Here is a 21892-nt window from a genome sequence, read left to right as displayed (position 1 = left end):
TATCAGCGGATGAAGTGAATCTTCCCGGTATCGTCGTTACCGATGTAGATTCCGTATACCCCAGCCTGACGCTCCTCGATATAGCGCTCGAGAATCTGCCGGATCGCCGGATAGTAGATGCTCTCCCAAGGAATATCCTCAGGCGCAAAGAACTTGTAGTCGAGGGTCTCGGGCCCGTACTGCCCGGTAATGTCCAGGGCAATGGCGCGGAAGATGATGTACACCTCACTGATCTTTGGCACGCTGAAAATCGAGTAGGGCGACAGAATCTCGGCACGCACCCCGCTTTCTTCCCAGACCTCGCGCAACGCAGCCTGCTCGGTGGTCTCGCCTCCTTCCATGAAACCCGCTGGCAGTGTCCAGGTGCCAGGACGGGGCGGGATGGCGCGCTGGCACAACAGGTACTTGCCGTCCTGCTCGATAATGCAGCCGGCGATGATCTTCGGATTGACGTAATGGATGTAGCCGCAACCACAGCACATCAGGCGCTCGTGCGTATCACCCGGCGGTAGCTGCGACTTGAGATCACTGGCACCACACTTTGGGCAATAGCTCGGGCTGAACATGATTAGCGACCTATGCGAGGTTCTTTGAGGGCGATCGGCAGGGTAATGACCGGGATTTCACCGGTTTCTTCCTGCTTGCGCTTGAGGTAATCGAGCGCCACGGCGGCGGCTGCGCGAACGTGGTCGACGCAGGCCTGGTGCGCGGCCAGTGGATCGCCGCTCTTGATCGCCTCGACCATGCGTTCCATTTCCTGGTTGCTCGCGCCGCGGCGGTTCTGCTGGGACACCGAGGTCGCCCGCAAGTAGCTGATACGTGCCTGCAACTGGCGCAGTTGGGTGGCCGCGACATGGTTGCCCGAACCTTCGAGCAAGACGTCGTAGAACCCTTGCACTGAATCGATGACCTGTTGCAGTTCGCCATCCTTGAGGGCCTTGCGGTTTTCCTCCAGGGCTTTTTCCAGTGCCTTGATGTTCTTGGCCTTGGCGCGCAGGGTAAACAGCTGGACGATCAGGCCTTCGAGCACGCAACGCAGCTCGTAGATGTCTCCCGCATCGGACAGGGTGATGATGGCAACCCGCGGGCCCTTGGCATCGGCGAATTCCACCAGGCCTTCGGATTCGAGGTGACGCAAGGCTTCGCGAACGGAGGTGCGGCTCACGCCCAGGCGGTCGCACAGGTCGCGCTCAACCAGACGGTCTCCCGGCAGGAGCTGGAAGTTCATGATGGCGCTTCGCAGTTTATCCAGCACGATTTCGCGCAGGGTAACGGGGTTGCGATTGACCTTGAAGCTGTCGTCGAGTGGCAGGCGTTTCATGGGGTCCGCTCTGAGTGTGGCTGTCCATGCAAAAGGAGCACTGCGATCATGACGATCATCGGTGCTCCGGTCAGATCAAACAGCCAAGGGTTAACTGGAGGCCTCGGCATCGGCTTCGGCGAAGGCTTCACGGGCGAGCCGGAAACTGTCTACGGCAGCAGGAACGCCGCAATAAATACCGACCTGAAGCAGAATTTCGCGTATTTGTTCACGACTCAGCCCGTTACGCAAGGCACCGCGCACATGCAGCTTGAGTTCGTGCGGCCGGTTGAGCGCCGAAATCATCGCCAAGTTTATCATGCTGCGTTCTTTAAGCGACAAGCCCTCACGCCCCCAGACGTGGCCCCAGCAATACTCGGTGACCATCTCCTGCAGCGGACGGGTGAAGTCGTCGGCGTTCTCGATGGAACGCTGCACATAGGCCTCGCCCAGCACCTGGGTGCGGATTTTCAGGCCTTTTTCGTACTTTACGTTGCTCATTTCACTTGTCTCCAGCGTTACCCCTGCAGGCGCTGCCGCGGGCTGCGATCTTGCTTTTGAACAGCAAGATCAAAAGATCGCAGCCTCGTTTCGCTCGACAGCTCCTACAGGGCTTGATTCAAAGGCCGCCCATCAGGGTGTATTTGAGTTCCAGGTAATCTTCGATGCCGTATTTGGAGCCCTCGCGGCCCAGCCCCGACGACTTGATACCGCCAAACGGTGCAACCTCGGTGGAGATCAGTCCTTCATTGATCCCGACCATGCCGTACTCCAGCGCCTCGCTCATGCGCCAGGCGCGGCCCAGGTCGCGGGTGTAGCAGTAGGCGGCCAGGCCGAACTCGGTGTCGTTGGCGAGGTGGATCGCCTCGGCTTCGGTATCGAAACGGAATACCGCCGCCAGCGGGCCGAAGGTTTCTTCCCGGGCGACTTTCATCGTACCCGTGATGCCGGCCAGCACGGTGGGCTGGAAAAAGCCGTGGCCGAGGGCATGCCGTTCGCCGCCGCAGAGCAACTGTGCACCGTGGGCTAGGGCGTCCTGCACATGGTCTTCTACCTTGGCCACGGCGCGTTCGTTGATCAGCGGGCCCTGGGTGATGCCGCTGTCGAAACCGCTGCCGACCTTCAACTGCGCCACGCGCTCGGCCAGCCGGGCGACGAAGGCCTCGTGGATGCCGGCCTGCACCAGGAAGCGGTTGACGCACACGCACGTCTGCCCGGCGTTGCGGAACTTGGCGATCAATGCGCCTTCCACCGCACGCTCCAGGTCGGCATCGTCGAAGACGATGAACGGTGCATTGCCGCCCAGTTCCAGCGAGACTTTTTTCAGGGTCGGCGCGCATTGCGCCATCAGCAGTTTGCCAATCCCGGTGGAGCCGGTGAACGACAGTTTGCGCACCAGCGGGCTGGCGGTGAGTTCGGCGCCGATGGCGACAGCGTCGCCAGTGATCACATTGAAGATGCCCGGTGGAATGCCCGCCTGTTCAGCCAGCGCGGCCATGGCCAGGGCCGAGAATGGGGTTTCCGGGGCGGGCTTGACGATGCACGGGCAACCCGCCGCCAGCGCCGGGCCGGCTTTTCGGGTGATCATCGCGGCTGGGAAGTTCCACGGGGTAATGGCCGCGACAACGCCGATCGGTTCCTTGCTGACGACGATGCGTGCGTCGCCTTTATGGCTTGGAATAGTGTCGCCGTAGATGCGCTTGGCTTCCTCGGCGAACCATTCGATGAAACTGGCGGCGTAGAGGATTTCGCCCTTGGCTTCGGCCAGGGGTTTGCCCTGTTCGAGGGTGAGGATGTGGGCCAGGGCGTCGGCGTTTTCGATCATCAGCCCGTGCCAGCGCTTGAGAATATTGCTGCGCTCTTTGGCGGTCAGTGCACGCCAGGCCGGCCAGGCCTTGTGGGCGGCTTCAATCGCCTGGCGAGCCTGGGCGGCGCCGAGGTTGGGCACCTGGCCGATCAATTCGCCGTTCGCCGGATTGAAGATTTCCTGAACGGCGCCATCTGGCGCATCGAGCCACTGGCCGTCGATGTAGGCCTGTTGGCGGAACAGGGGGGAGGATGCTGGGCTCATGCCGACTCCTGAAAAAATGAGTAAATCAACTGTAGGAGCGAGAACAGTCTTCGCCCTGTGGGAGCGAGCAGGCTCGTTCCCACAGGTGGATCTGAGTGCGGGAAAAATGTCAGGCCAGGGTGGGCAGCGGGCCCAGCTTGCCTTTGTGGTAGATCATCGGCGTGACCGGCTGCTCGGGCAGGATCAGGTTCTTCACCGCGCCGACGATGATCGCGTGATCACCGCCGTCGTACTCGCGCCACAACTCGCACTCGATGATGGCCGTCGCCTTGCCCAGCAAGGGGTTGCCCAGCTCGCTCAAGTGCCACTCGATACCCTTGGCCTTTTCCTTGCCCTTGCTGGCAAAGGCATAGGCTTCGGCCGTCTGGTCGGCGGACAGCAAGTGAATCGCGAACTGCTTGCTGTCACGCAGGATCGGGTAGGTGTCCGAGGCATAGTTGGGGCAGAACAGCACCAGGGCCGGGTCGATCGACAGCGCACTGAAGGCGCTGGCGGTGATGCCGACGATGCCGCCATCCGGGTCCAGGGTGGTGACCACCGTGACGCCGGACGGGAATGAGCTCATGACGTCTTTGTAAATGCCGGGTTCGATCATGTCTGTGGTCTCTTAGCGCATCACGAAAGGATCAGGCATCGGAGCCTGGGAGAGGTTGATCCACACCGTTTTCAGCTCGGTGTAGGCCAGCACCGAATCGATGCCGCTCTCGCGTCCATAGCCGCTGTTCTTGAAGCCGCCGATCGGCGCCATAGCCGACACTGCGCGGTAGGTGTTAACCCAGATGATCCCTGAACGCACATCCCGGGCGAGACGATGGGCACGACCCAGGTCGCGGGTCCAGATGCCGGCGGCGAGGCCGAACTGCGAGTCGTTGGCTATCGCCAACGCCTCGGCTTCGTCCTTGAAGCGAATGACCGAAGCCACCGGGCCGAAGACTTCTTCCTGCATGATCTTCATCGAGTTGGCGTCGCATTCGAACAGGGTCGGCTCGTAGAACCAGCCGTCGCCCAGGTTCTGCGGGCGCTTGCCGCCCAGGCGCAGGCGGGCACCTTCGGCAATGGCGTCAGCCACCAGGCCTTCGACCACCGCCAGTTGCTGCGCGGTGGCCATCGGGCCCATCTCGCTGCTGTCTTCCTGGGGGTTACCGATGCGAATGCGCTTGGCGCGCTCGATCAGGCGCTCGACGAACTCGTCGTAGATGTCGTCCTGCACCAGCAGGCGCGAGCCCGACACGCAGCTCTGCCCGGAGGCGGCGTAGATCCCGGCAATCGCGCCATTGATCGCGCTGTCGAGGTCGGCGTCGGCGAAAATGATGTTCGGCGACTTGCCACCCAGTTCCAGGGACAGTTTGGCGAAGTTCTCGGCACTGCTGCGCACCACGTGACGGGCCGTGGCCGCGCCGCCGGTGAAGGCGATCTTGCGCACCAGCGGATGGCGGGTCAGCGCTGCGCCGGTGCTTGGGCCATAGCCGGTGACGACGTTGACCACGCCCGGTGGAATGCCGGCTTCGAGGGCCAGGCGCGCCAGTTCGAGGATGGTCGCCGAGGCGTGTTCCGACGGTTTGATCACGATCGTGTTGCCGGCGGCCAGGGCCGGGGCCAGCTTGATGGCGGTCAGGTACAGCGGGCTGTTCCACGGAATGATCGCCGCCACCACACCCATGGCTTCGTGCACGGTGTAGGCAAACAGGTCGGGCTTGTCCAGCGGCAGGGTGCCGCCTTCGAGCTTGTCGGCCAGGCCTGCGGTGTAGTGGAAGAACTCCGGCAGGTAGCTGACCTGGCCGCGGGTTTCGCGGATCAGCTTGCCGTTGTCGCGGCTCTCCAGCTGCGCCAGTTGTTCCTTGTTCTCGGCGATCAGGTCACCCAGGCGGCGCAGCAACTTGCCCCGGGCGGTGGCGGTCAGGCCACGCCAGGCCGGGCTGTCGAAGGCGGTCTGTGCAGCTTGGACGGCGCGTTCGACATCGGCTTCGTCGGCATCGGGCAATTCGGCCCAGGCCTGGGCCAGCGCCGGGTTGAGGCTTTCGAAGGTCTTGCCGGACAGGGCATCGACCCATTCACCGCCGATGCACATCTGGAAGCGTGCGAGTGTCATGCAACGATCCCCTTTATTTGATTTTGTCGGGAGTGCGCCGTGTCGAGAAACTCCAGCAACAGCTGGTTGACCAGGCGCGGCGATTCTACGGGCATCATATGCCGTTGTTCGGCGAGCACGGCAACGGTCGCACCGGGAATTCGCCGCGCCAGTTGCTCGGCCATTTCCGGGGTGGAACCGGGGTCCAGCTCACCGGTGGCGATCAGCGTCGGCACCTGGATGCTGCCCAGGTCGTCGGCGCGGTACATGTCCTGGGTGGCGAACAGTTCATAGGTGGTCAGGTAGCCCTGGGGATCATTGTTCGCCAGGGTCTGGCGCAAGGCCGCGATCTGCGCCGGGTTGGCCGCCTGGTACTCGCGGCTGAACCAGCGCGACAGGGCAGCTTCGGCGTTGGCATCCGGGCCGTGCTCGGCCGCTTGCGCGGTGCGGGCAATGACGCCGGCGCGCTGCTCGGGGCTGCGGTTGAACACGCTGTTGAGCACCACCATGCCCTCCAGGCGCTCCGGGTAGTGCAGGGCAAACGCCCGCGCTACCAGTCCGCCCATGGAGAAGCCGATCACCGTCGCCTTGGGCAATTGCAGGTGGTCGAGCAACTCCAGCAACTGATCGGCATATCCGAGCAGCGGCGTGCCGCTTGCCGGGCGCGGGCTGGCGCCGTGGCCGAGCATGTCGTAGGCAATCACGCGGTATTGGGTGGCGAGGCCAACGACCTGGCCGCCCCACATTTCTTTATTCAGGCCCACGCCGTGGATCAAAACCACGGGCTGGCCTTGGCCGGTCGCCAGGTAACTGGTGCCAGCCGGGGTGCGTTCAGCGGTGAGCCGAATCATGGAGCGCTCCTGCATGCCTTTTTGTTGTAGTTGCCCTGTGCGATTACTGGGCGTTTTCAGCGGCCAGTTCTTCAAGATCGATGTAGCGGTTACCAATGCGCGGGTGCAGGCGGCCGCCGTCGGCGCAGCCCAGGACCACGACGATTTCATCGGCGCGCGGTGCATCTTCGATCTGCATTTCCAGGGTGATGTAGTGCGAACGCAGGCCTTCGTCATCCTTGTGCATCATCGGAATCTGGATCGAAGTGCCCGGGCCACCGCGCTTGTTGGTGAAGCTCAGGTAGCTCTTGGCTTTCACGGCTTCGCGGTAGTGATTGCCGAAGCGCAGGGTGTGGATGACGGCGGAGGCGTGCTCGATCTCGCCATCGGCGCCGACTACAGCGGCCTTGCCGTATGCTTCGATCTTGTCGGCACCGCCGATGATGCCCACCAGGCGCTCGACCATCAGCGCGCCGAGGTCGGAGCAGTTCTCTCGGATCTGCGGTTTCAGGTCCTCGACGAAGCCATTGCCCACCCAGGGATTCTTCATGACGACGGCCAGGCCGACCATGGTCACGGGTTTGTCGGTGGCCTTGCCGCCTTCGATGAAAGTTTCTTCGACGTAGCTGACGATCTTGCGGATTTCGAAACTCATGAGCTGCTCCGTAATAGGGTGAGAGTGTCTGTGCGTCTGATGGTATACCATAATACTGGAAGCACAAGTCCCGGGAGCGAGTTTCTGGTCGGATGGTTTGAAAGAGGGGATTAGCGGGGATTGCAGGAAGGGGGCAGATGATGGATATCGTGACTGGACGTGCGTTATCGCGAGCAAGCTTTGTTAGCAGCGGAGGAGCCGCGTAGGAGCTGTCGAGTGAAACGAGGCTGCGATCTGTTGATCTTGTCGTTAAAAAACACAGTCAAAAGATCGCAGCCTCGTTTCAGAATCCGAGGCCGCCGGTGCTCGCACTGATATCAGTCAGGCTTCAAATCGCTTTTCTTCTGCTCTCCCATCTGTTCCTTGAGTCGCCGCAGTGTCGGCGATTCGCCGCCGGTCAATTCGATTTTAAACTCGGCAAAGGCATGCTCCAGTGCGGCGTACTGCTGCAAACCTTCTTCGGTGAACAGGTAGCGTCCGGGAATGTCCCCATTCGGCACGGCTAGGGGCAGGTACTGGAATGCTTCGCCGGTGCGCTGGATCGCGCCGCTCAATTCTGTAGCAGGGGCAAATTTATTGACAAATACTTCGGTTGGCTTCGACGGCGCCATCTCGGAGGTGGAATAGCGCGGGGCTCGCTGCCCACTGCCGCGTAAAGAGGTGCTGTTGTACAGCTCGGTACTTGAGGCGGCGGATGTTCGCTCTACAGACACGTTTTGCGTTGCACCACGAACGGTGGGCGATGCCCTCGTCCGTCGGAACGCCTACCGCGAAATAATCCCATGATCAATCGCGTACTTCACCAACGCCGCCGGCTTATCGATATTCAACTTGCGACGAATACTCAATCGATGCGTCTCAACAGTCCGCACGCTGATATCCAGTTCCCGCGCCATTTCCTTGTTGTTCAGCCCTTGGGCCATTTTGTACAGCACCTGGCTTTCCCGGGGCGTCAGTTCGTTGTCGGTGTTTTTGTCGGTGATCAGGCGCTGGGCGATTTCGGCGCTGTAGAAGGAGCCGCCGTTGGTGATGGCGTCGATGGCGGCGATGATTTCCCGGGAGGGTGAGTTTTTCAGGACGTAGCCGCTGGCCCCTGCGCGCACGGATTCGCTGACGTATTCGTGATTGTCGTACATGCTCAGCACCAGCACTTTGAGCGCCGGGTAGCGGTTGCGCAGCAGCCGGGTGAGTTCCAGGCCGTTCATGTCCTTGAGGCCGATGTCGACCAGTACCAGGTCGGGTTGGCAGCGTCCGATCATGTCGATGGCGTCTGCGCCGTTTTCGGCTTCACCGACGACTTCCAGGTTGGCCATGACGGACAGCAGGGCCTTGATGCCGTCGCGGACCAGGGAGTGGTCGTCGACCAGGGCGACGCGGATCGGGGAGGGCAGGTTCATCGCGGCTATTCACTCTTGTTGTGGTGGTGATCAGCGGGGAGCGCCGGTGGGTTTGAGGGGCAGCAGTACGTCGAGTTCGCTGCGGCCCGGTGTCGATGTCAGGGTGAACTGGCCGCCGAAGTGGTCGACTCGCTCGCGGATATTACGCAGGCCGATGCCGGTGTGGCGACGTTCGACCTGGGCGACGTTGAAGCCGATGCCGTCGTCGACCAGGGTCAGGCGCACGCCCTGTGGGCAGCCGTGCAGGGTGATGTCGACGTTGCTGGCCTGGGCGTGGCGTTCGATGTTGGTCAGTCCTTCCTGGACGATGCGAAACAGCGAGACGGCAGCGCCGTCGACGAGGTCGCAGGCGAATTCGTTGTCGTTGTAGTTCACTTTCAGGCCGCTGCGCTGTTCGAATTCGGCGGCGAGCTGGCCGATTGCGGCGGGCAGGCCGAGGGTGTCGAGCAGGGATGAGCGCAGGTCATGGGACAGGCTGCGCACTTCGCCGATGGCTTCGCCCAGGCGTTCGGTGGCTTCGCGCAGGATGCCCAGGCCGCGATCCTGGCCGTTTTCCAGCACCAGGCTGGCCAGTTCGAACTGGAACTTGATCGACACCAGCACCTGGCTGATGCCGTCGTGCAGCTCGCGGGAGACCCGGGAGCGTTCTTCTTCCTGCAGGCTGACGATGCGTTGGGTCAGGCGCTGGAGTTTTTTGTCGGCGAGGCGGTGTTCGCTGACGTTGAGGGTCATGCCGCTGGCGAAGACCAGCAGTACCGCGACCAGGGCCACGGCGGCGATGGCGAGCATGGTTTTGCGGATGCCTTGGGCGACTTCGTCACGGGCTTGCTGGGTGGCGCGTTCGACGTCTTCGAGGTAGATGCCGGTGCCGAGCATCCAGCCCCAGCGGTCGAGCATGATCACGTAGGCGAGTTTGTCGGTGACCTGGCCGGAGGAGGGTTTGTTCCAGGCGTAGCGCTGGAAGCCTTCGCCGGATTGGGCGCTTTTCAGCAGGGCCTGGATGACCGGCAGGCCGTGGGGGTCTTGCATGTCCCAGAGGTATTTGCCCACCAGTTCGGACTGGCGCGCGTGCATCAGGCTGCGGCCTTCGCGGTCGTAGACGAAGAAGTAGCCGTTGATGCCGAAGCTGAGTTTGCGCAGTTCTTCCAGGACTTTTTGCTGGGCCTGGGCGTCGCCGTGGCCGTCGTCGTAGAGGGGGGCGATGAGGCTTTGCGCCATTTCGACGTAGTTTTTCAGTTCGGCGCGCTTGCTGGCCAGGATGCTGTCTTCGATGAGCTGGGCCTGCTGGTCGCCGAGTTGGCGGTTGAGGGAGATCACCAGGGCGCAGATGACGGCGATGGCCAGGACCAGCGGCAGGATCCCGAGCGCGACGATTTTGTGTTTGAGCTGCATCTGGGCTCCTGTCCGGGCCGAGGGGAAAGCGAGGGCCCGGCATCATATGCCAAAGATACGCGGGTTCTGTAGCGCTGCTGGACGGAATGACCTGTAGCGGGGATTTCGATCAATTGAAATGCCAAACCCCTTGTGGGAGCGAGCCTGCTCGCGATAGCGGTGGATCAGCCAGCATCATTGTTGAATGACACACCCTATCGCGAGCAGGCTCGCTCCCACAGGGGTGGGCTTGGGCATCTAAACGATGGGGCGTCTACGTAGAACTACGTAGTCCGGTTGTACGTAGTTCTGCGGATTTATTTGTGGACGGCATGCGCGGATATTGGGCCCGCTCCGCACAGCGGACACAATTATAAAAATTACCGCCGCAGCCATGCGCTGTCGGCAGGAGACGCATATGCCCCGTCTGGCTAAACACCTTGCCTGGTTTGCCGTGGCTGTCCTGGGAGCGTTCGCGCTGAGTGTCGTGGCCCTGCGCCGCGGCGAAGCCATCAACGCCCTGTGGATCGTAGTCGCAGCAGTCGCCATCTACCTCGTCGCTTATCGCTACTACAGCCTGTTCATCGCCAACAAGGTGATGCAGCTGGACCCCAACCGAGCCACGCCTGCCGTGCTCAACAACGATGGTCTGGACTACGTTCCCACCAATAAACACGTGCTGTTCGGTCACCACTTCGCGGCCATCGCCGGCGCGGGGCCTTTGGTCGGTCCGGTACTGGCGGCGCAGATGGGTTATCTGCCCGGTACCCTGTGGCTGATCGCCGGTGTGGTGCTGGCCGGTGCGGTGCAGGACTTCATGGTGCTGTTCCTGTCCACCCGCCGCAACGGCCGCTCCCTGGGCGATATGGTGCGTGAGGAAATGGGCCGCATCCCTGGCACCATCGCCTTGTTCGGCTGCTTCCTGATCATGATCATCATCCTCGCGGTGCTGGCGCTGATCGTGGTCAAAGCCCTGGCCGAAAGTCCGTGGGGCATGTTCACCGTGATGGCGACCGTGCCGATCGCGATGTTCATGGGCATCTACATGCGCTATATCCGCCCGGGCCGCATTGGCGAGATCTCGGTGGTGGGCGTGTTGCTGCTGCTGGGCTCGATCTGGCTGGGTGGCCAGATTGCTGCTGATCCGGTGTGGGCCAAGGCGTTTACCTTCACCGGGATCCAGATCACCTGGATGCTGATTGGTTACGGGTTTGTCGCTGCGGTGCTGCCGGTGTGGCTGATCCTGGCACCCCGCGACTACCTGTCGACCTTCCTTAAAATCGGCACCATCGTGGCCCTGGCGATCGGCATTCTGGTGACCATGCCAGACCTGAAAATGCCAGCCCTGACCCAGTTCATCGACGGCACTGGCCCGGTGTGGAAAGGCGGTCTGTTTCCGTTCCTGTTTATCACCATCGCCTGTGGTGCGGTGTCAGGTTTCCATGCGCTGATCGCTTCCGGCACGACGCCGAAGTTGCTGGCCAGCGAGGGGCATGCCCGTTACATCGGTTACGGCGGCATGCTGATGGAATCCTTCGTGGCGATCATGGCCATGGTCGCTGCTTCGGTGATCGAGCCAGGTGTGTACTTTGCCATGAACAGCCCGGCGGCGATCGTCGGTTCCGACGCGGTGACGGTTGCGCAGACGGTCAGCAGCTGGGGCTTTGCGATCACGCCGGACGCGCTGGAAGCGGTGGCCCGGGATATCGGTGAAACCACCATCCTGGCCCGTGCCGGTGGTGCGCCGACCCTCGCGGTGGGTATCGCGCAGATCCTGCACCAGTTGCTGCCGGGTGAAAACACCATGGCGTTCTGGTACCACTTCGCGATCTTGTTTGAAGCGTTGTTTATTTTGACAGCGGTGGACGCCGGTACCCGTGCCGGGCGCTTCATGCTGCAGGACTTGCTCGGCTCGTTTGTGCCGGCGCTGAAGCGCACCGAGTCCTGGGCCGCCAACCTGATTGCCACCGCCGGCTGTGTGGCGATGTGGGGGTATCTGCTGTACCAGGGCGTGATCGATCCGCTGGGCGGCATCAACACCTTGTGGCCGCTGTTCGGTATCTCCAACCAGATGCTCGCGGGTATCGCGCTGATGCTGGCAACGGTGGTGCTGATCAAGATGAAACGTCAGCGTTATGTGTGGGTGACCATGCTGCCTGCGGTGTGGCTGTTGATCTGCACCACGACTGCCGGTTTCATCAAGCTGTTTGATGCCAACCCGGCGATCGGTTTCCTCGCGCTGGCGAAGAAGTACAGCGATGCGCTGGCCAACGGCCAGATACTCGCACCAGCCAAGGACATCAACCAGATGCAGCACGTGATCTACAACGCCTACACCAACGCAACGCTGACGGCGCTGTTCCTGCTGGTGGTGTTCAGCATCCTGTTCTTTGCCCTGAAGGTCGGTATTGCCGCCTGGGGTAGCAAGGAACGCACCGATAAGGAAGCACCGTACGAGGCGCTGCCAGAGGCCTGAGGAGGGCGGCATGTTTAATGACTTGAGTCGGCTGGGCAAGTACCTGGGGCAGGCGGCGCGGTTGATGGTGGGGATGCCTGACTATGACAACTACGTCGAGCACATGCAGACCCGGCACCCGGACCAGCCGATGATGGATTATGAGATGTTTTTCAGGGAGCGGCAGGAGGCGCGGTACGGGAGCAAGGCCGGGCCGAAGTGTTGTTGATTTGTTGATTTGTTGATTTGTTAAATGCTTGAGTAATACCTGTGGGAGCCAGCCTGCTGGCGATGGACTTCAACGATGACGCGTGCATTCTGGATGTACGCGTCGTTGTTGAGTTCATCGCCAGCAGGCTGGCTCCCACAGTTGTTTTTGCAGTGACTGCGGGCTCCCACAGTTGCTTGCGCAGTGACTGCTGGCCCCACAGTCGTTTATGCAGTGACTGATAGTGTTTGCAGCAAACTGAGCTGCGATCAGCTACCGCCGCTGCCACCGCTGCTGCTGCCGCCACCGGCCTTGTCCGCACCGCCCGCCTTGGAACCGCTGGGCGTTGGGCCGTTGTCGGTGGTGTTGCCGTCCGAGCCTTGAGGCAGCGAGGCAGCATCCGGATCGGCGTTGGTGGCTTTAGGCGCCGGGTCGCGGGTCTGGCTGGTGCCATCCGCCGACGGCGTGCCACTGGTGGATTCGCCGGCCGCGAAAGCGTTGAGCGAGAAGGCAGACATGACGCCTGCAAGCGTGAGCACCGCAATTTTTCTGTTCATCATGTTGAATCTTCCTTGCGAGTGGTTAACACAGCATTGGAAGGATGCCCCGGCCATAGGTGCTGGCCAGTGGACGAACGGTAGGGTGCGATTTTTCGTGGCAGCTGGCGCCGCCTGCGCGGGTGCGCGCGGCGGCTCAGCGTGTTTATCGGTGGTGTTTAACGGCGCAGACGAATCTTCTGCCAGTTATCGTTGCTGGTGAGCGTCCCCGTATCGCCGCGTACGGCGTACAGGGTTGCCCGATACAGCGCAGTGAGACGCGAGCAGTGCAGGCCGCGAAGTTTTTGGTAGGCCCAGGTCCAGCCGTGCTTGGGTGTATTGCCCATACGTCTTCCTCTGTCCAGTTCGTCCCTGACCTGAGGTTAGCAGCGAACCAGGCAGAGTGGGGCGAGTTGGATCCAAGCCCCGGTCCCGACATCAGTAGCGCATTTCCACCGCCACATAGGCGCCGATCCCGTCACCCGGGTACAGGGATGCGGTGTCCTGGCCCTTGGCGTCGTAGAGCGGCTGCACCGCCGTGACGTATTTTTTGTTCGCCAGGTTTTTCAGGTCCAGCGAGACTTTCCAGTCCTTGTTCGGCGTTTCGTAGCCCACGTTCGCGCCGAAGATGGTGTAGGAGGGCGCATAAAAGCTGTTGGCGTAATCCACCGCCGTGCGCGAGGCCGACTGCACGTTGACCCCGGTGTAGAAGCCGCTTGGATGCTCGTACTGCACTGCGCCCTGGTAAACGTGCTTGGGAATGCCCGGCAGTTGGTTGTCGCCGAAGGTTGGGTCATGGCGATAGTAAAAGTCGTTGTAGGTGTACACCTGACGCAGGGAGACCTGCTCGCCGCTGTCGTTGTCCCACAGGCGAGTGTTTAAACCGGCTTCAACGCCCTGGTGAATCGTCGGCGTGGCATTAAACGCGCCGGTGACGGCGGCAGCGGTAGGCGTGGCGCCGATCAACTGGACGTTGAGCAACTCGTCCTTCACCCACGAGCGATACAGCGCCAGGCTGCCGTCGAAAATCCCCGCGGAACCCTTGATGCCGACCTCCACGGTGTTGGCTTTCTGTTCCACCAGCGGCCGCACATAAGGCGCGGTGGGGCCGGAGCCGGAGTATTCCCAGGACGCCGGTGGATCGACCGAGCGGCTGACGTTGGCGAACACCTGCAGGTCTGGATTGAACTGGTAGCGCACACCGATCCGCGGCGCCAGGCTCCAGTTGTCGTAGGTCACGTCGGTGGGGAAGGCGGTGGTGTTGGCCACCAGCGACTCCTTGACGTTGGCGTGGCGACGCACGTTGATGGCGGACACGCCGGTGGTGAGCCACAGGTCGTCGACCAGTTCCAGGTCGTTACCCAGCGAGAACACGTGGTCGAAGGACGAGCCGTAGTCCACCCGCTTGCGCGTCTGCTTGTTGGCGAAGGCGGAGTCGACTTCGCCCTTGAGGTGTTCGGTGGAGGTGAAGGCGATGCTGGAGCGGCTTTCGTGGCCGAACCATTGATCAGTGCGGTCGTAGTTGATCACGGCGCTGAGGTCGTGCCAGGTCCAGAAGCTTGGGTTGCTCGGGCTGTTGGGGCTGTTGTTGTGGGCGTACTCGTAGTAGGCCAGGCCCACGGACAAGGTGGCGTCGTCGTCGAAGGTGTAGGTGGTCTTGCTGCCGGCCCAGACGCTGCCCGGGCGACGGCTGCCGGCGCCGCTGGAGGCAGCGGTGGCGCTGGCGCGGTCGCTGTGGTGCTTGACCTGGTCCAGGGTAGTGGCGCTCGGGTCGTTGTGGTACTCGTCGCGGTAGCGCAGCATCAGCTGGGTTTCGAGTTTGGGGCTGAATGTGTAGCCGAAGTTGGCGACCACGCCCTGGCTTTTTGACAGGCTGTAGTCGCGAAAGCCGTCGCTGCGATAGTTGTCGGCGTTGATGTAGTAATCGAAGTCGCCCTCGACTCCGCCGAAGCTGGCGCTTTGTTTGTTGTAGCCATAGCTGCCGGCCTCTGCCCGCAGACGCAGGCCCGGGGCGGTGTAGCCGGTCTGGTTGACGAAGTTGATCGCGCCGCCCAGGCTCAAGGCGCCGTACTGGAAGGCGTTGGCGCCGCGCAGGATTTCGGTGTAGTTGACCCCGGAGCCGTTGAGGAATTCGTAGGGTGTGCCGCCGGGGCCGGTGATGGGCAAGCCGTTGAAGAGGAATTTGATCCCTTCGCGGAAGTAGCCGGGCGAGGTGTTGGCGCCCGAGCCGCGGATGGAAATTTTGGCGGCGTCGTTGCCGCCGGTGGATTGCACGAATACGCCGGGTTGGTAGGCGAGGGTGTCTTGCAGGGTGGCGGTGCGGCCTTTGGACACTTGTTCGCTGTCGACGATGCTGGTGCCGCCGGGTACTTGGTCGAGCTGGGTTTTTGCGGTTTCGGCGGGGGTGGCTTGCTGGCCTTTTACGGTGACGGTTTGCAGTTGTGGTTCGGTTGAGCCAGTGGTGGTTTGTTCATTTGCCTGGGCGGCGCCTGAGAGCAACAGGGCGGAGCTTAGTCCTACTGTTGTTAACCAGATGGCCTGGCGGATGGCGTGCGCTAACGTGTGTAGCTCTCCCCGGAATACTGATTGCATCAAAGTTAATCCCCAATGAATAGATAGAGTTGTCTGGGCTTTCTATTCGTATAGTCATGCTTGGGTTGGGTCTAAGCAGTAAGTGTGCCAGTGCTTCTTTTCGCTATTTGGCAGGGAGTTTGATTGGGATGTTTGCTGTTGGGGGTTCTTTTATTTGGATTGGTGTTTGTGGGGCAACACTTGAGTGTACATATCCGTTTTTTCCGTGACAGCGGGCCATAACGTTTCTCCTGTAGGAGCTGTCGAGTGAAACGAGGCTGCGATCTTTTGATCTTGCTTTTGTGTACATATCCATTGCTGCGGTAACGGCTACTTAGGGTTCCGCCCTTACGGCGGGTCACTTTGAACAGCGCTAAGTAACCAAACGCTCTTGCCCCACCACTCGGCACCTCGCCTAGGCTCGGTGTGCCCTCACTCCGGCATTGCTCCGCGGGTCGCCGCGATGGGCCATCCCTGGCCCAGCGCGGCTAAACCGGCATCCTTGCCGGTTTCCCCGCTGCGCAATGCCTGCGTTCGGCCAGCGTGGTTAACGGGGCGCCTGCAATCTACAGCTCGCCGTGGCGGCCTTCGGGCCGACCAGGGCGTCAAGCCGGCGCGCTGCGCTTGGTTGTTCGTGTGCATCTTCAGGCTCGCGCTGCTGCGGGCGGCGTTCCGACGATGGACGTGAACGGTAATGCCCATTTATTGAATACACACAACCCCTGTGGGAGCCGGCTTGCCGGCGATGGACGTCAACGATAATGCGGGCTTGTGGATGATCGCGGCGCCTTCGGAATCCATCGCCAGCAAGCTGGCTCCTACAGGGATTTTGGGGGGGTGTTGCCAGGCGCTCATGGTTGGCGAGTGTTATGTAAAGTGTTTGCAGCGCAACAGCAGTTGCACAAACTGCAAGTTTAACGACAAATCAAACTGCAGATAAATGCATATCGATATAATAATTTTGTGGGCTTATAAGTCTGTAAATGCTAAGTGCTGTTCATTCGTTATTAGCGGCGGCCCAGTATTAACGGTCATCTCTGGTTACCAACTTAAATCCGATCACCATCCCCCAATCACTGGCATGCTCAGTGCATACACCCACTCAAAGATTACATTCCCGGGTCACCACTCCAAGGATGCGTCATTGAGAACGGCCTTCAAACTTTTCGGCACTTTCGCTCTATATAGTGTGCTGACTGCCTGCTCACCCCCATCGCCCCCCCAGCCTGGCGCGCAGCGTGCTGACGGGAACATGAGCAATGGCGTGGTGACCTATTCGGCGGCGGACTTTCATGAGCCTGCTCCAGGGCGCAACGGTGGCACCCTGAAGGTGTCCGCCGCGTCCGATGCCGGCAGTTTTGATATCCATGCCTTGTCTAACGGCAACATCCAGTGGCTGGGGCGCATTCTGTTTGATTGCCTGGTGTATCAGGATGAGCAGGGCAATATCAGCCCGTGGCTGGCGCGGTCCTGGGAGATTTCCCCGGACGGCAAGACCTACACCTTTCACCTGCGCGACGACGTGACCTTCAGCGATGGCGAGAAATTCAACGCCGCGGCGCTGCAAACCAACCTGGAACACATGCGCGATCCGGCGACCAAGTCGCCATTGGCGGCGGCTTATATTGCGCCGTATCTGGACGGCAAGGTGGTCGATGAATACACCTTCGAGGCCCGTCTGCGTGAACCCTATACGCCTTTCCTCGACGTGCTGGCCCAGTCCTGGCTGGGGATGATTTCGCCCAGGCAGATTCGCGAAGCGCCGAAGACCATTGCCACGCAACCGGTCGGCAGCGGCCCGTTCCTGCTGCAAAGCTATACCCGGGATCAGGGCGCGGTTTTTGTTAAACGTTCCGGTTATCACTGGGCGCCGGCGGTCACGCGGCATGTGGGTGCGGCGTATCTGGATCGCATCGAACTCAGTTATGTGCCCGAAGCGATGATCCGCTTCACTTCGCTGGAGTCTGGCCAATCGGATTTCGCCCTGGATGCGCCCGCGCAGAATGCGGCGGCGATTCGGGCCAATCCCGGGCTGGTGATGCGCAGCCGGATTCGCAAGGGCAATCCGAGCCGCAGCATGACTTTCAACGTCGAGCAGGCGCCCTTTGATGACGTACGGGTTCGGCGCGCGGTGGCCAAGGCGATCGATCGCGAAGGCTTGGCGTGGATCTCCGGGTTTGGCGAGTTCCTGAGCAAGGCCGACCTGCTGGCTGCGAATACCCGCTTCTATCAACCCGAGAACAGCGCCCTGGCCTATGACGTCGCCGCTGCCAATGCACTGCTGGACGAAGCGGGCTGGACCGGGCGCGATGCCCAGGGCTATCGCAGCAAAAACGGGCAGCGCCTGCAGGCCGCTTTGCTGACCTACGACAACCCGGCCTTTCCGGCCAGTGTGTCGGTGGCGATCCAGGCGGACCTGAAAAAAGTCGGCTTCGCCATGCCGATTGAGATGCTGCCGCTGACCCGCGTCACGGAGAAGCGTTATGCCGGGAAATTCCAGGCCATCGCCTCCGGTTACTGGCACACCAACACGCCCGACGGTTTGTTCGTGCTGTATCACAGCCAGTCGATCAGCACCGCCAAACTGATTGGCCAGAACGCCGGACGCTTCCGTGATGCCGAGCTGGATCGGCTGCTCAGCGCGGCGCGGCGCTCCCGGGATCCGGTGGAGCTGCAGACGCTGTATCGCCAGGCGCAACAACGCCTGGTGGAGACGGTGCCGGCGGTGCCTTCGGTGGAAAGCCAGGTGCTGACCGCGTACGGGCAACAGGTCAAGGGCGTGATTTTCGACACGTCCCACAACGTTCCGTTTTTCACCAGCATCTGGCTGGACCGGGGGCAACCATGAACCTGCTCAAGCGTGTTGCCTTGCGCCTGCTGGCCGGTATCGGCGTGCTGTGGGGCGCGGCGACGCTGACGTTTCTGGCGGTGAACTTCAGTGGCGGCGACACGGCGTTGGCGATTCTGGGTGGTCCGGATGCCTTGCCCACCCCTGAATTGCTGGCACGGGTGCGGGCCGAGTACGGGCTGGATCAGCCGCTGATCGTGCAGTACGGCCATTACCTGCAGCGCCTGGCTCACGGCGACCTGGGTGAGTCCTATCGCCTGCGCATCCCGGTGGCCCAGGCGATTGGCGAGCAGGTCGGCGCAACCCTGCAACTGTCAGTCAGCGCTGCGGTACTGGCAGTGGTGTTGGCGCTGGTCTGCGCGATTCTTACCGCCAACCGTGCGCCCTGGGTTCGCTCGTTTGCGTCCGGCAGCGAACTGGTGATGTCGTCTGCGCCCTCGTTTGTGATCGGCATTGTGCTGTTGCTGGTGTTCTCGTTTCACTGGCACTGGTTGCCGCCGTCCGGTTCGGTGGGCTGGCGCTCGCTGGTCTTGCCATCGGTGGCCCTGGCCTTGCCGGTGGCGGCGGTGCTGACGCAGCTGTTGCGCCAGTCCCTGGAAGACACCCTCGAACAACCCTTTATTGCGATGGCCCGCGCCCGTGGGCTGTCCGAGACCGCCGTGCGCCTGCGCCATGCCTTGCGGCATGCGCTGGTGCCCCTGGTGACGCTGGCCGGTTTTGTGTTTGCCAGCCTGCTGGGCGGTGCCGTGGTGATCGAGTTGCTGTTTGCCCGCCAGGGTATCGGCCGCCTGATGCTCGACGCCACCAGCAACAAGGACGTGCCCATGGTGCTGGGGGTGACCCTGCTCGCCGCTGCGGTGTATGTGCTGGTCAACCTCGCCGTGGATCTGATTAACCGCTGGATCGACCCTCGGGCGGATCAAGCGTGAGTGCCTACGAAAAAGGAAAAACCATGAATGCCCCGATTTCTCCTGAAGTAACCGACGCCCTGTTGCGCCAGCGTTTTGCCGACGTGTTTGCGCGCATTGCCGAGACCGCCGTTGTGCGCGAACAGCAGCGCGAACTGGCCCATGAGGCGGTAGGCTGGCTGCGCGCGGCCGGGTTTGGCGCATTGCGCGTGCCGGTGGCGCAGGGCGGCCTGGGGGCCAGCCTGCCGCAGTTGTTCGGCCTGTTGATCGACCTGGGTGAAGCCGACTCGAACCTGCCGCAAATCGTGCGGGCGCATTTCGGGTTCGTCGAGGGCCGGTTGTCCAGCCGCGATCGCGATTCCCAGGACTACTGGTTCGCCAAGGTGGTCGATGGGCAGCTGTGGGGCGCGGCCATGGCCGAGCGCAGCGACACCACGCGCAACTCGGTGACCCTGAGTGCCGTGGAGCCGGGCAATGACCAGGCGGGCTGGCTGCTCGATGGCGAGAAGTACTATTGCACCGGCACGCTGTACGCGAACTGGATTGCGGCGGTGGCCCTGGACGGCGATGATTTTGTCAGCGTGGCGGTGCCCACCGATGCGCCGGGAGTGACGGTCGAGGACGACTGGGACGGTTTCGGCCAGCGCCTGACGGGCAGTGGCACCACGCGCTTCCACGGGGTGAAAGTGCCGGCCGCGCACATCGTCCGTCGTTTCAAGAAAGACGAATTACGCGCCGAATCGTACCTGACCGCTTTCTATCAGCTGTTCCACCTCGCCACGCTGGCCGGCATCGCCAATGCGGTGCTGCGTGACGCCACCGAGTTCGTCCAGGGCCGCACCCGCGCCTTTGGCATCCCGGGGCAGTCCAGCCCCAAGGACGATCCGCTGGTGCAGCGGGTGATCGGACGTTTGTCCAGCCTGGCCTATGCCGCCCGTACCCAGGTGCTGGCGGTGGCGCAGGTGCTGCAGGAGGTGCATGACGCCGAGCAGGGCGGGTATGCCACCGAGCAGCATTACACCGAGGCGGAAATTCGCGCTTATCAGGCGCAGCAGATCGTGCTCGAACAAGTGCTGGAAGCCACCACCTTGCTGTTTGAAGTGGGCGGGGCCTCCGCCACCAGCGAGTCGCGACGTCTTGACCGGCATTGGCGCAATGCCCGCACGCTGGCCTCGCATAACCCGGCGATCCTGCGCGAGCGTGCGCTGGGTAACTACTACCTCAACCACATCAGCCCCAACGCCGCCTGGCGCCAGCTGCAGGCAGCCGATGCCGGGCAGCAGGCCGGCGGCGCCCGTGACGAAGCGAGTGCCGTATGAGCAAAGTATCGAGCAATACCCGTGAAGGACAGATGAGCCTGGGCATGAACATCCTCGGCTTCGGCGCGCACTCGGGCGCCTGGCGTGCGGCTGAAGTGCCCGCCACGGCGTATCTGGACGTGGAGTACTACCGCAACATCGCGCGGATCTCCGAGCGCGGGTGCCTGGATGCGATTTTCCTGGCCGACGGCCCGGCGCTGGGTGGCGATGTCGCCAGCCAGCCCGCCGGGCGCCTGGAGCCGACGGTGTTGCTGACCGCCGTGGCACTCGCCACCCAGCGCATCGGGGTGATCGCCACGGCGTCCAGCACCTACAACGACCCGTTCAACATCGCCCGGCGCTTCGCTTCGCTGGACCATATCAGCGGTGGGCGCGCGGCGTGGAATGTGGTGACCAATGCCGGTGACGCCGCCGCGCAGAACTTCGGTCTCGCCGGCGCGCCCTTGCACGTGGATCGCTACGCCCGCGCCGACGAATTCATCGACGTCACGGTGAAGCTGTGGGACAGCTGGGAAGACGACGCAATCATCGGCGATGCGCGCTCCGGGCGATTTGCCGACCCGGCAAAAGTCCACACCATCGATTTTGTGGGCAAGCACTTCAGCGTCAAGGGCCCTTTGAACGTGCCGCGCTCGCCCCAAGGCCGGCCGGTGCTGGTGCAGGCCGGTTCGTCCGAGGGTGGCAAGGCCCTGGGCTCGCGTTACGCCGATGCGATTTTCACCACCCAGACCACCCTCGAAGACGGGCAGTTTTTCTATCAGGAAATGAAAGAGCGCGCCCTCGGCTGGGGACGCAACCCGCAGCACCTGAAGATCATGCCGGGCCTGTCGACGGTGATCGGCAGTACCGAGGCCGAGGCCCATGCGCGGTTCGATGAGCTCAATGCCTGGCACGGCGAACACGGCTTGCTGGAACAGGTAGCGGGGCGGGTCGGCATTGCCGCCAGCGAGCTGGATCCGGACGCGCCGCTGCCATGGGAGCGCATTGGCGCGGTGGCGGATTTCGAGCGCGGCTCCCAGGGGTTTCTGGAGGCACAGTTGAACCTGGCGCGGCGGGAAAACCTGAGCATTCGCCAATTGTCGCGGCGCATCCTGGTGGGCCATCGGTTGCTGGTGGGCACCCCCGAGCAGGTCGCCGAGACCTTGTCGCACTGGTACCTGGCGCACGCCGCAGACGGCTTCAACATCATGCCGGACATGTTCCCCTCCGGCGTCGAGATCTTCGTCAACGAGGTGGTGCCGCTGCTGCAAAAGCGCGGCCTGTTCCGTCACGAATACACCGGCAGCACCTTGCGCGAGCACCTTGGCTTGCCGTTTCCAGGCAATCAATACGCGCTGCGGGCCTGAGCCCGGGCG

General features: G+C 62.2%; 20 protein-coding genes. 6 read left to right on the top strand and 14 right to left on the bottom strand.

From position 1 onward, the window contains the following. Nucleotides 1–2: 2 nt before the first annotated feature. The 11 genes from AAEZ09_RS16770 to AAEZ09_RS16720 all read right to left on the bottom strand — a co-directional run bounded on the left by AAEZ09_RS16770 (nucleotide 3) and on the right by AAEZ09_RS16720 (nucleotide 9713). Nucleotides 3–566, bottom strand: coding sequence for an NUDIX hydrolase (locus tag AAEZ09_RS16770; protein WP_045062796.1), 564 nt, complete (start codon nucleotides 564–566; stop codon nucleotides 3–5). Nucleotides 567–568: 2 nt separating this feature from the next. After that, nucleotides 569–1321 (bottom strand): GntR family transcriptional regulator, encoded by a 753-nt coding sequence (locus AAEZ09_RS16765; RefSeq protein WP_350600102.1) that lies wholly within the window; start codon nucleotides 1319–1321, stop codon nucleotides 569–571. A 90-nt stretch (nucleotides 1322–1411) separates the two neighbouring features. Further along, nucleotides 1412–1801 carry a carboxymuconolactone decarboxylase family protein gene (locus AAEZ09_RS16760; RefSeq protein WP_045062791.1) on the bottom strand — a complete coding sequence of 130 codons (390 nt, stop codon included), beginning with the start codon at nucleotides 1799–1801 and terminating at the stop codon, nucleotides 1412–1414. Nucleotides 1802–1919: 118 nt separating this feature from the next. Continuing rightward, the gene (locus tag AAEZ09_RS16755) at nucleotides 1920–3371 is read right to left on the bottom strand and encodes an NAD-dependent succinate-semialdehyde dehydrogenase (RefSeq protein WP_350600100.1); all 1452 of its coding nucleotides are present in this window, start codon (nucleotides 3369–3371) and stop codon (nucleotides 1920–1922) included. 109 nt (nucleotides 3372–3480) lie between these two features. Continuing rightward, nucleotides 3481–3966 carry a flavin reductase family protein gene (locus AAEZ09_RS16750; protein ID WP_045062789.1) on the bottom strand — a complete coding sequence of 162 codons (486 nt, stop codon included), beginning with the start codon at nucleotides 3964–3966 and terminating at the stop codon, nucleotides 3481–3483. Between the two features lie 12 nt (nucleotides 3967–3978). Continuing rightward, nucleotides 3979–5460: an aldehyde dehydrogenase gene (locus tag AAEZ09_RS16745; protein ID WP_045062788.1), complete on the bottom strand. Its 1482-nt coding sequence runs from the start codon at nucleotides 5458–5460 to the stop codon at nucleotides 3979–3981. After that, on the bottom strand, nucleotides 5457–6290 hold the full coding sequence (locus AAEZ09_RS16740) for an alpha/beta fold hydrolase (protein ID WP_045062787.1): 834 nt from the start codon (nucleotides 6288–6290) through the stop codon (nucleotides 5457–5459). Before AAEZ09_RS16740 ends, AAEZ09_RS16745 begins: the two co-directional genes overlap by 4 nt. A gap of 43 nt (nucleotides 6291–6333) precedes the next feature. Then, on the bottom strand, nucleotides 6334–6924 hold the full coding sequence (locus tag AAEZ09_RS16735; RefSeq protein WP_045062786.1) for an amino acid synthesis family protein: 591 nt from the start codon (nucleotides 6922–6924) through the stop codon (nucleotides 6334–6336). 317 nt (nucleotides 6925–7241) lie between these two features. Further along, nucleotides 7242–7637, bottom strand: coding sequence for a hypothetical protein (locus AAEZ09_RS16730; protein ID WP_350600098.1), 396 nt, complete (start codon nucleotides 7635–7637; stop codon nucleotides 7242–7244). A 51-nt stretch (nucleotides 7638–7688) separates the two neighbouring features. After that, entirely contained in the window at nucleotides 7689–8321 is a 633-nt protein-coding gene (locus tag AAEZ09_RS16725) for a response regulator (RefSeq protein ID WP_350600097.1), read from the bottom strand. 30 nt (nucleotides 8322–8351) lie between these two features. Further along, a complete protein-coding gene (locus tag AAEZ09_RS16720; protein WP_205893781.1) occupies nucleotides 8352–9713 on the bottom strand; it encodes a cache domain-containing protein in 1362 nt (453 codons plus the stop codon). Nucleotides 9714–10110: 397 nt separating this feature from the next. Between AAEZ09_RS16720 and AAEZ09_RS16715 the strand changes: the two genes are divergently transcribed. Together AAEZ09_RS16715 and AAEZ09_RS16710 are read left to right on the top strand one after the other, a co-directional pair. Further along, the gene (locus AAEZ09_RS16715; protein WP_350600095.1) at nucleotides 10111–12168 is read left to right on the top strand and encodes a carbon starvation CstA family protein; all 2058 of its coding nucleotides are present in this window, start codon (nucleotides 10111–10113) and stop codon (nucleotides 12166–12168) included. A gap of 10 nt (nucleotides 12169–12178) precedes the next feature. Continuing rightward, the gene (locus AAEZ09_RS16710) at nucleotides 12179–12376 is read left to right on the top strand and encodes a YbdD/YjiX family protein (protein WP_122839522.1); all 198 of its coding nucleotides are present in this window, start codon (nucleotides 12179–12181) and stop codon (nucleotides 12374–12376) included. A gap of 248 nt (nucleotides 12377–12624) precedes the next feature. Here AAEZ09_RS16710 and AAEZ09_RS16705 read toward each other — a convergent pair whose 3' ends face one another. The 3 genes from AAEZ09_RS16705 to AAEZ09_RS16695 form a co-directional block, all read right to left on the bottom strand. Next, complete coding sequence (locus AAEZ09_RS16705) at nucleotides 12625–12915, bottom strand: hypothetical protein (protein WP_205893780.1); 291 nt, start codon at nucleotides 12913–12915, stop codon at nucleotides 12625–12627. Nucleotides 12916–13070: 155 nt separating this feature from the next. Continuing rightward, nucleotides 13071–13238, bottom strand: a complete 168-nt coding sequence (locus tag AAEZ09_RS16700) for a hypothetical protein (RefSeq protein WP_350600094.1) — start codon at nucleotides 13236–13238, stop codon at nucleotides 13071–13073. Nucleotides 13239–13329: 91 nt separating this feature from the next. Continuing rightward, nucleotides 13330–15483 (bottom strand): TonB-dependent receptor family protein, encoded by a 2154-nt coding sequence (locus tag AAEZ09_RS16695; protein WP_350600093.1) that lies wholly within the window; start codon nucleotides 15481–15483, stop codon nucleotides 13330–13332. A gap of 1231 nt (nucleotides 15484–16714) precedes the next feature. Here AAEZ09_RS16695 and AAEZ09_RS16690 point away from each other — a divergent pair. Genes AAEZ09_RS16690 through AAEZ09_RS16675 form a run of 4 tightly spaced genes read left to right on the top strand, consistent with a single transcriptional unit; the run spans nucleotide 16715 to nucleotide 21883 of the window. Continuing rightward, the gene (locus AAEZ09_RS16690; RefSeq protein WP_350600091.1) at nucleotides 16715–18310 is read left to right on the top strand and encodes an ABC transporter substrate-binding protein; all 1596 of its coding nucleotides are present in this window, start codon (nucleotides 16715–16717) and stop codon (nucleotides 18308–18310) included. Then, nucleotides 18307–19239, top strand: a complete 933-nt coding sequence (locus tag AAEZ09_RS16685) for an ABC transporter permease (protein WP_350600090.1) — start codon at nucleotides 18307–18309, stop codon at nucleotides 19237–19239. The genes AAEZ09_RS16690 and AAEZ09_RS16685 overlap by 4 nt, the downstream gene beginning before the upstream one ends. Nucleotides 19240–19262: 23 nt before the next feature. Next, on the top strand, nucleotides 19263–20537 hold the full coding sequence (locus tag AAEZ09_RS16680; protein WP_350600088.1) for an acyl-CoA dehydrogenase family protein: 1275 nt from the start codon (nucleotides 19263–19265) through the stop codon (nucleotides 20535–20537). Continuing rightward, nucleotides 20534–21883, top strand: coding sequence for an LLM class flavin-dependent oxidoreductase (locus tag AAEZ09_RS16675; protein WP_350600087.1), 1350 nt, complete (start codon nucleotides 20534–20536; stop codon nucleotides 21881–21883). The genes AAEZ09_RS16680 and AAEZ09_RS16675 overlap by 4 nt, the downstream gene beginning before the upstream one ends. Nucleotides 21884–21892: the final 9 nt, after the last annotated feature.

Origin of the sequence: Pseudomonas sp. 65/3-MNA-CIBAN-0223 (assembly GCF_040310425.1) — a bacterium.
Taxonomy (GTDB): Bacteria; Pseudomonadota; Gammaproteobacteria; order Pseudomonadales; family Pseudomonadaceae; genus Aquipseudomonas; species Aquipseudomonas gregormendelii.
This window is presented reverse-complemented; position numbering and strand designations above follow the sequence as displayed.